The 7734-nt window shown below is 44.8% G+C and carries 8 protein-coding genes; 7 read left to right on the top strand and 1 reads right to left on the bottom strand.

Annotated features, from left to right (window positions below):
* Positions 1 to 220: 220 nt before the first annotated feature.
* Positions 221 to 1246, bottom strand: coding sequence for an HD-GYP domain-containing protein (locus A3762_RS07525; RefSeq protein ID WP_068500669.1), 1026 nt, complete (start codon positions 1244 to 1246; stop codon positions 221 to 223).
* 273 nt (positions 1247 to 1519) lie between these two features.
* On the opposite strand from A3762_RS07525, the gene sufB reads away from it, so the two are divergent.
* Genes sufB through A3762_RS07490 form a run of 7 tightly spaced genes read left to right on the top strand, consistent with a single transcriptional unit; the run spans position 1520 to position 7718 of the window.
* Entirely contained in the window at positions 1520 to 2968 is a 1449-nt protein-coding gene (gene sufB, locus A3762_RS07520) for a Fe-S cluster assembly protein SufB (protein ID WP_068754753.1), read from the top strand.
* A 54-nt stretch (positions 2969 to 3022) separates the two neighbouring features.
* Complete coding sequence (gene sufC, locus A3762_RS07515) at positions 3023 to 3787, top strand: Fe-S cluster assembly ATPase SufC (RefSeq protein ID WP_068476268.1); 765 nt, start codon at positions 3023 to 3025, stop codon at positions 3785 to 3787.
* A 3-nt stretch (positions 3788 to 3790) separates the two neighbouring features.
* A complete protein-coding gene (sufD, locus tag A3762_RS07510) occupies positions 3791 to 5044 on the top strand; it encodes a Fe-S cluster assembly protein SufD (RefSeq protein ID WP_068754750.1) in 1254 nt (417 codons plus the stop codon).
* 17 nt (positions 5045 to 5061) lie between these two features.
* Entirely contained in the window at positions 5062 to 6303 is a 1242-nt protein-coding gene (locus A3762_RS07505) for an aminotransferase class V-fold PLP-dependent enzyme (protein ID WP_068754748.1), read from the top strand.
* 27 nt (positions 6304 to 6330) lie between these two features.
* The gene (locus tag A3762_RS07500) at positions 6331 to 6693 is read left to right on the top strand and encodes an iron-sulfur cluster assembly accessory protein (RefSeq protein ID WP_068476271.1); all 363 of its coding nucleotides are present in this window, start codon (positions 6331 to 6333) and stop codon (positions 6691 to 6693) included.
* Between the two features lie 2 nt (positions 6694 to 6695).
* Entirely contained in the window at positions 6696 to 7244 is a 549-nt protein-coding gene (gene sufT, locus A3762_RS07495; RefSeq protein WP_068501746.1) for a putative Fe-S cluster assembly protein SufT, read from the top strand.
* A gap of 15 nt (positions 7245 to 7259) precedes the next feature.
* Positions 7260 to 7718 carry a SufE family protein gene (locus A3762_RS07490; RefSeq protein ID WP_068476273.1) on the top strand — a complete coding sequence of 153 codons (459 nt, stop codon included), beginning with the start codon at positions 7260 to 7262 and terminating at the stop codon, positions 7716 to 7718.
* Positions 7719 to 7734 lie beyond the last annotated feature (16 nt).

Genomic DNA, 7734 nt, shown 5'->3' with positions numbered 1-7734 from the left:
AAAATCGTCAACACCCATCGACTAAGCTGACCATTTTTTGAGGTGTTCAAAAAGTAATTGGTGTTTTCAATTCCAGCCCCAATCCCCTCTAACAAGACGATCCTGCCAAGAGAGAACTGTTCAATAACTGGATTCAAGTCTTGCGGGCTGACCTGTGTGAAAACTGCCATGAAAAGTGACCAAACTAATAAAAATAAAGACGTTCAAAACAAAGACTTTTTTAAGCCGTTATCAACGCGTTCAGTTGCTGAATGTGCGATTCATTCATCGCTTCAATCGAATCTGGAGCAATATACTCACTTTGCGAAGAAACCGCATCTTTTGTAGGGATTTCTAGTTCCAAGCCATCGCTCAACGAAATAGCACGATAACTCCCCAAAGAACGCCCCGGCTCTAAGATAAGCAACGCTCGACCAGAACTCGATTTCACATGCAAGCCAGAGGGAACATTCCCCAGCAAGGCTAAGAATGCGTCTGTTAGGCTTTCATCGAATTGCTCACCTTTACACTGAACAAGAATTTTCATCGCATCGTCGATAGACCGAGCCGATGCGTAGGCCCTTTCGCTCGTCATTGCATCGAAAGCATCTGTAATCGCAATTAACTTCGCAGAAAGCGGAATCTGATCAGCCGTTAATCCCTGAGGATACCCTTGCCCATCAATACGTTCGTGGTGGCTAACCACGATATCAATGACAGATGCATCTACATCACTAAGTTGCTGAAGTAATTTTCTTCCCTCCAAAGGATGCACTCGAATCACTGCATACTCCGCGCTCGTTAATGCCCCTTCTTTATTGAGAATCGATGAGGGAATCATCACTTTACCGACATCACTCAATAACGCAGATAGCCCTAATTTCAAGGTTTCTCGACTATCCCATTTCAATGCCGAAGCTAAACTCATCGATAACACCGTCGTACGAAAAGCATGCTCAATTAAATAAGACTGTTTACGCTTTGTTTGGCACAGTGCGAGCCACGCATACAAATTTCGAGAAATGCTCTCTTGGCATCGCTCTATAATTGGTTGAATATCTTGAGAAACACTAACAGAGCTGCCGCATCGAAATGCAGCATAGACGTCATAAATAACGTCCATAAGCTCTTTTGCCAGAGATTGAGCATGAAGAAATTCACGCTCAAAAGGGTGTTCGATTGTCGCTTTCATTGCATATGCATCGCGACCACAAACCTGAACATCTTGACTAAACGTATAACTACTATAGTTGTTCTCGCCTAACACTGTACGTCCTATCGATTAAAATCCATTCAATTTAGGCTAGCAGAGCAACGCAATATGTCTGTCAGTTTAAGGCTAGAATGTGAAAACTTACGTAACAAGTCTGCAATTTGTTCCACAAAAGTATAAAATCGCGCGCCTGAAAGAAGTATCGCATGAGCAAAGTAAATTAATACCTGACTATTTTAGTAGGTTATTATATACTCGCGCCCGAAAAGTGGCTGAAACAGCCGCTTCTTACATGAAATCAATTTAGCAATACGAGCACTGTCAAGAATGTCTGAATCTGACAAAGAAGTTAAAGAGCTAATCAAAAGAGAATATGAGCACGGTTTCGTCACCGAAATCGAGTCTGAGACCTTTGAGCCTGGTTTGAACGAAGACGTTATCCGCCGCCTATCAGCCAAGAAAAATGAGCCGGAGTGGATGCTTGAATGGCGTCTTCAGGCTTATAAAGTATGGCAAGAGATGGAAGACCCAGAATGGGCTCACGTTAACTTCCCTAAAATCGATTACAACGACATTGCCTATTATTCTGCTCCAAAATCTAAAGATGATGGCCCGAAAAGTCTCGACGAAGTTGATCCAGAGCTTTTGAAAACCTATGAAAAGCTTGGCATTCCATTACACGAGCGCGCTCGACTCGCTGGTGTTGCCGTTGATGCTGTATTTGATAGTGTTTCTGTCACCACGACATTCAAGGACAAGCTAACTGAAGCTGGCGTTATTTTCTGCCCAATTTCAGAAGCGGTTCATAAACATCCTGAGCTCATCAAGAAGTATCTGGGTTCTGTTGTTCCTCAAAAAGACAACTACTACGCGGCACTAAACTCAGCTGTATTTTCTGACGGATCATTTGTTTACATCCCGAAAGGCGTGCGCTGTCCGCTAGAACTATCGACTTACTTCCGAATTAACGAAGCAAAAACCGGTCAGTTCGAACGTACACTAATCATTGCTGAAGAACGTAGCCATGTTAGCTACCTTGAAGGCTGCACCGCGCCAATGCGTGATGAAAACCAGCTTCACGCAGCTGTGGTTGAACTCGTTGCAATGGACGACGCTGAAATCAAATATTCAACGGTTCAAAACTGGTATCCCGGTGATGAAGAGGGTCGAGGTGGAATTTATAACTTCGTAACCAAACGCGGCGCATGTATTGGCAAGAACTCTAAAATTTCGTGGACGCAAGTAGAAACTGGCTCTGCCATCACATGGAAATACCCTAGCTGTGTATTACGCGGCGAAGGCAGTGTTGGTGAGTTCTATTCTGTTGCGCTAACAAATAACGCTCAGCAAGCCGATACGGGCACGAAGATGATCCATATTGGTAAAAACACGAAGAGTACGATCATTTCGAAAGGTATTTCTGCCGGTAAAAGTGACAGCAGCTATCGCGGCTTAGTCAAAATTGCGCCGACCGCTGAAGGTTCAAGAAACTATGCGCAATGTGACTCTCTATTGATTGGCGACAAGTGTGGCGCTCATACCTTCCCTTACATCGAAAACAAAAATAAGAGTGCGATCGTCGAGCACGAAGCGACGACCTCAAAAGTCAGCGATGACCAACTGTTCCTTTGCCAACAACGAGGCATTGATGCAGAGCAAGCCGTTTCAATGATTGTTAACGGTTTCTGTAAGGAAGTATTCAAAGAGCTTCCGATGGAATTCGCGGTTGAGGCAACCAAGCTATTAGAAGTCAGCCTTGAAGGCAGTGTAGGTTAATTAAAGATTAAATCTTGCGGCGAGTTGTGCGACGCATACGAATGGAAAAGACGAATGTTAGACATTAAAGATTTACAAGCATCAGTTGAAGAAAAGCAAATCCTTAAAGGCTTGAACCTTGAGGTTAAGCCTGGCGAAGTTCACGCAATCATGGGCCCAAATGGGAGCGGTAAAAGTACACTTTCTCAGGTACTCGCAGGCAACGAAGCTTATGAAGTGAACGGCGGCACGGTTACTTTTAATGGCCAAGATCTCCTTGACATGTCGATTGAAGACCGCGCGCGTGAAGGTGTGTTTCTAGCATTCCAATACCCTGTTGAAATTCCAGGCGTCAGCAACCTTCAGTTCTTGCGCACCGCGATCAACAACATTCGCCAACATCGCGGCGAAGGTGAGATCAACGCAGCGGAATTCATGAAGCAAGCTAAAGCAAAGATCCAACAGGTAAATCTTGACCCATCTTTCTTAAAACGTGGCGTCAACGAAGGTTTCTCTGGCGGCGAGAAAAAGCGTAACGAGATCATGCAGATGCTGATGCTTGAGCCATCACTAGCGATTCTTGATGAAACTGACTCAGGCCTAGATATCGACGCACTACGTGTTGTGGCTGATGGCGTAAACGCGCTTCGCTCTCCAGATCGAGCGGTTGTTATGGTTACGCACTACCAGCGCTTGCTTGATTACATTGTTCCAGATTATGTTCACGTTTTGGCTGGCGGTAAAATCATCAAATCAGGCGGCAAAGAGCTTGCACTTGAGCTTGAAGAAAAAGGCTACGGCTGGTTAGGTCTTGAAGACAACGCAGAAAGCGAGGCATAAGCGATGACTCAACTCAGCTCTTTGGCTGTCGTTGAAGCGCATCAGCTTAACTCTGCTCTTCCAAGCCAAATTCAAACATTACAGAAAAACGCACAAGAGAAACTATCTACGCTTGTTGTGCCAACGCGCAAAACAGAGCATTGGAAGTATTCTGCAAAGCGTTTAGGTGATCTAAGCCTTCTCAGTAACAACTCTGAGACAGTAAGCACCACAGCATTTGTCGAAAATGCTATCTACATAGACATCTCAGCTGCTGGTATTGACGCCGCGGCATTAAGCGAGATCGAAGAATCGGGCTTAACTCTTCAAGCTTTTACGCAACTTAGTGATGAAGACTGCTCAGCAATCATTGAACTTGCAGAATATGAGCGCGGAGAGCTTGAACAAATCAATACCGCTCTTTTCAATGATGGACTAGTCATTCGCATTGCTAAAAATGCCGTGATTGAATGCCCGATCATTTTGAACTTTGTGCAAGATGAAGCGGGACTTACAACACCTCGTGTGTATATCGAACTGGAGCAAAGTGCGCAAGCTACAGTCATTGAAAACTATGCAATCGCTGATGTAGACGGAGCATTCTGCTCTAGCCAAACAACAGCGCTGATTGGTGACAACGCAAAGCTTACTTATTTGCGTCAAAATCCTTTAGGCAGTGCGTTCCGTATAGGCGGAACCACGCGTGCAATTCTAAAACGTGATGCGAATTTTGAAAGCCATATTCTTTGCTTAGGGTCAGCCATGGCACGCCATGACCTTCATGTATTAATGACAGAGAAAGGCTCGCATTGTGAATTAAATGGCGTGGTCGTCACGAAGGAAAAACAACACTACGACAACCACACCGAAATTGAGCACATTGCGTCAAACTGCACCAGCGAAGAAAACTATCGTTGTATTGCAGATGACAATTCACACATTGTGTTTAATGGACGTATATATATTCACAAAGACGCCCAAAAAACACTGGGCGAAATGAACAATCGCAACTTGTTGTTATCGAACTCTGCAGAAATCGATACGAAACCAGAGTTAGAAATCTACGCTGACGATGTTAAATGTGCACACGGCGCAACCATCGGCCAACTAGATGAAAAAGAAGTGTACTACCTAAAAACTCGCGGTCTGAGTGATGAGCAAGCGCGTCAAATGTTGACGCTCGGATTTGTTCTTGAATTGGTACGCGCAGTTCCGATTGCTTCGCTTGCTGAACAGTGGGAGCAAACTTTATCAGAACTTCTTAGCTTTAAAGATTAGGCGGGAAAACGAATTAAATGAGCGCAATGACGGCACAAGAGATACAAGAGATCGCGTTAAAGGCACGCGCAGACTTCCCTATTCTCAACCAAGATGTAAACGGTAAGCCACTGGTATACCTCGATAGCGCAGCTAGCTCTCAAAAACCGCAGCAAGTGATCGACGCAATGACAGCGTATTATCATTCAGATAATGCAAATGTGCATCGCGGCGCGCATACCCTAGGCGATCGTGCAACAGCAGCTTTTGAAGGTGCTCGAGATAAAGTTAAGTCGTATTTGAACGCCCCAGCTCGCGAACAGATTATTTGGACCAAAGGTACGACTGAGGCCATGAATCTGGTCGCGCATGGTCTAACACCCCAAATCGAAGCGGGTGACGAAATCATTGTGACACGAATGGAGCATCACGCGAATATCGTTCCATGGCAAATGTTGGCAGAACGTACGGGTGCGGTCATTAAAGTTTGGGAGATCAATGAGCATGGTGAGTTGCTCATTGATCAACTCGACGAGCTTTTGAATCCAAACACAAAGCTTCTTTGCTTTACCCATGTATCAAATGTGCTTGGAACCATTAATCCAGCAAATGAAATCATTGCCAAAGCAAAATCTGTGAATGCATTAACCGTTTTAGATGGTGCACAAGCAACACCTCATTTTGCTGTTGATGTTCAGGATTTAGATTGCGATTTTTATGCATTTTCATCGCATAAAATTTTCGGCCCGACAGGTATTGGTGTTCTATATGGAAAGCGCGACTTGCTAGAAGCGATGCCTCCTTACCAAGGTGGCGGTGAGATGATAGAGCGCGTTAGTTTTGAGGGTACAACCTACAATCAACTCCCCTATAAGTTTGAAGCTGGCACACCAGCGATTGGTGAAGCGGTAGGCTTAGGCACTGCCATTGACTACATTCAATCGCTCGATCGCGAAGCGCTAGACGCGCATGAAGCCGCCTTAATGGCTCATGCGATAAAACTAATCGAGACCATTCCAGGCATGTCGATGATTGGTACTGCTGAAAACAAGGTGCCGGTTATGTCTTTCAAAATTGAAGGATTACATCCAAGCGACATTGGTATGTTGCTTGATCAACAAGGCATCGGCATTCGTACTGGCCACCACTGTGCTATGCCTCTAATGGAAAAATTCGGACTTCCGGGCTGTGCTCGCGCATCATTCGCGTTTTATAACACGCACGAAGAAGTCGATCAGTTATTCGCTGCGCTCGCGAAAATACAACGCATGTTCGCGTAAGAACGCATACTCTAGGAAGACATTTATATGACTGTTTCAACGTTCGAACCAAGCCAGTCTATTTCTGTATCAGAAAAGGCTGCTCAGCACATCGCACAAGAAGTAGCGAAAGCAGGAGGCGATCTATCTTTCCGCCTGTATCTGCAGACTAGCGGCTGTTCTGGATTCATGTATGAAACTGAGCTGGTAAAAGAAGCAAAAGATGGTGATGTGGAATTTCAACAACAAGGCGTGAGCATTGTTGTCCCAGCAAAAGATCTAGCCGTGCTTAATGGTACAGAAATCGACTTCGTAACCGTTGGTCTAAACAGCATGTTTCAATTTAAAAACCCAAATGTGACTGGCGAGTGCGGTTGTGGTGAAAGTTTTTCAGTGACTGAGGAAGCGTAGGCATGGCAGAACGCGAAGTCGTCGTAACAAATCGAGATGTAGACGCTCGTATTGTTCCGGCAGGCACAGAGATCGTTATTCCAAAGGACTCATTCGTCACCATTACCCAATCTTTAGGTGGAACATTCACCGTATCAGTGAATGGTAATCTTGCTCGAATTGAAGGAAGGGATGCGGATGCACTGGGCAAAACCGTTGAATACGAAGAAGTCGAAGCACCTGCCGATGGATCTGTTAGCGAAGAGCAAGTATGGGCAGCTTTACATCAGGTATATGACCCAGAAATTCCAGTCAACGTTGTCGAACTTGGCCTGATCTATGGCTGCGAAGTAAAAAAGAGCACTGATATTGCAGACAAATTTGATGTAGATATTACAATGACCTTGACTGCACCTGGATGCGGCATGGGCCCTGTCATCGTAAACGATGTTCGATTTTACGTAGAACGTGTGCCAAATGTGGCTAAGGTTGAGATAGATTTAGTCTTTGAACCACCATGGAACAATGAGATGCTTTCAGACGAAGCGAAACTGGAACTCGGCCTGCTGTAAGCTAAAGGAACAAACATGACCTCGCCTTCTTTAGAAAGCTTTAAATCCAATCCTCTGGGTAGCGAAACCACCATTGAAGATATCTATGATGCCTTTGAGTTCCTAGATGATTGGGAAGAACGCTATGGCTACATCATCGATCTTGGAAAATCCCTTCCTGAATTCCCGGAGTCTGAACGAACTGAAGATAACTACGTTCATGGCTGTCAAAGCCAAGTTTGGCTAATTCATAAATTTGATGCAGACACGAACAAGCTTTATTTAATGATCGATAGCGACGCGATTATCGTGAAAGGTCTCGCTGCAATTGTTCTCGTTACCTTGAATGCGAAAACACCGCAGGAAATTATTGATCTCGATGTGGAAGCTGCATTTGAAAAAATAGACTTAATGCGGCATATCAGTCCAACTCGAGGCAATGGTTTACGTGCTATGCTTGAATTAATCAAGAAGGCAGCCGCAGAAAACAGCTAAACCATTCAGCAAAAGA

It is taken from the genome of Oleiphilus sp. HI0125, from assembly GCF_001635355.1.
The sequence above is the reverse complement of the archived record's forward strand: the minus strand, read 5'-3'. Positions and strand labels throughout refer to the sequence as shown.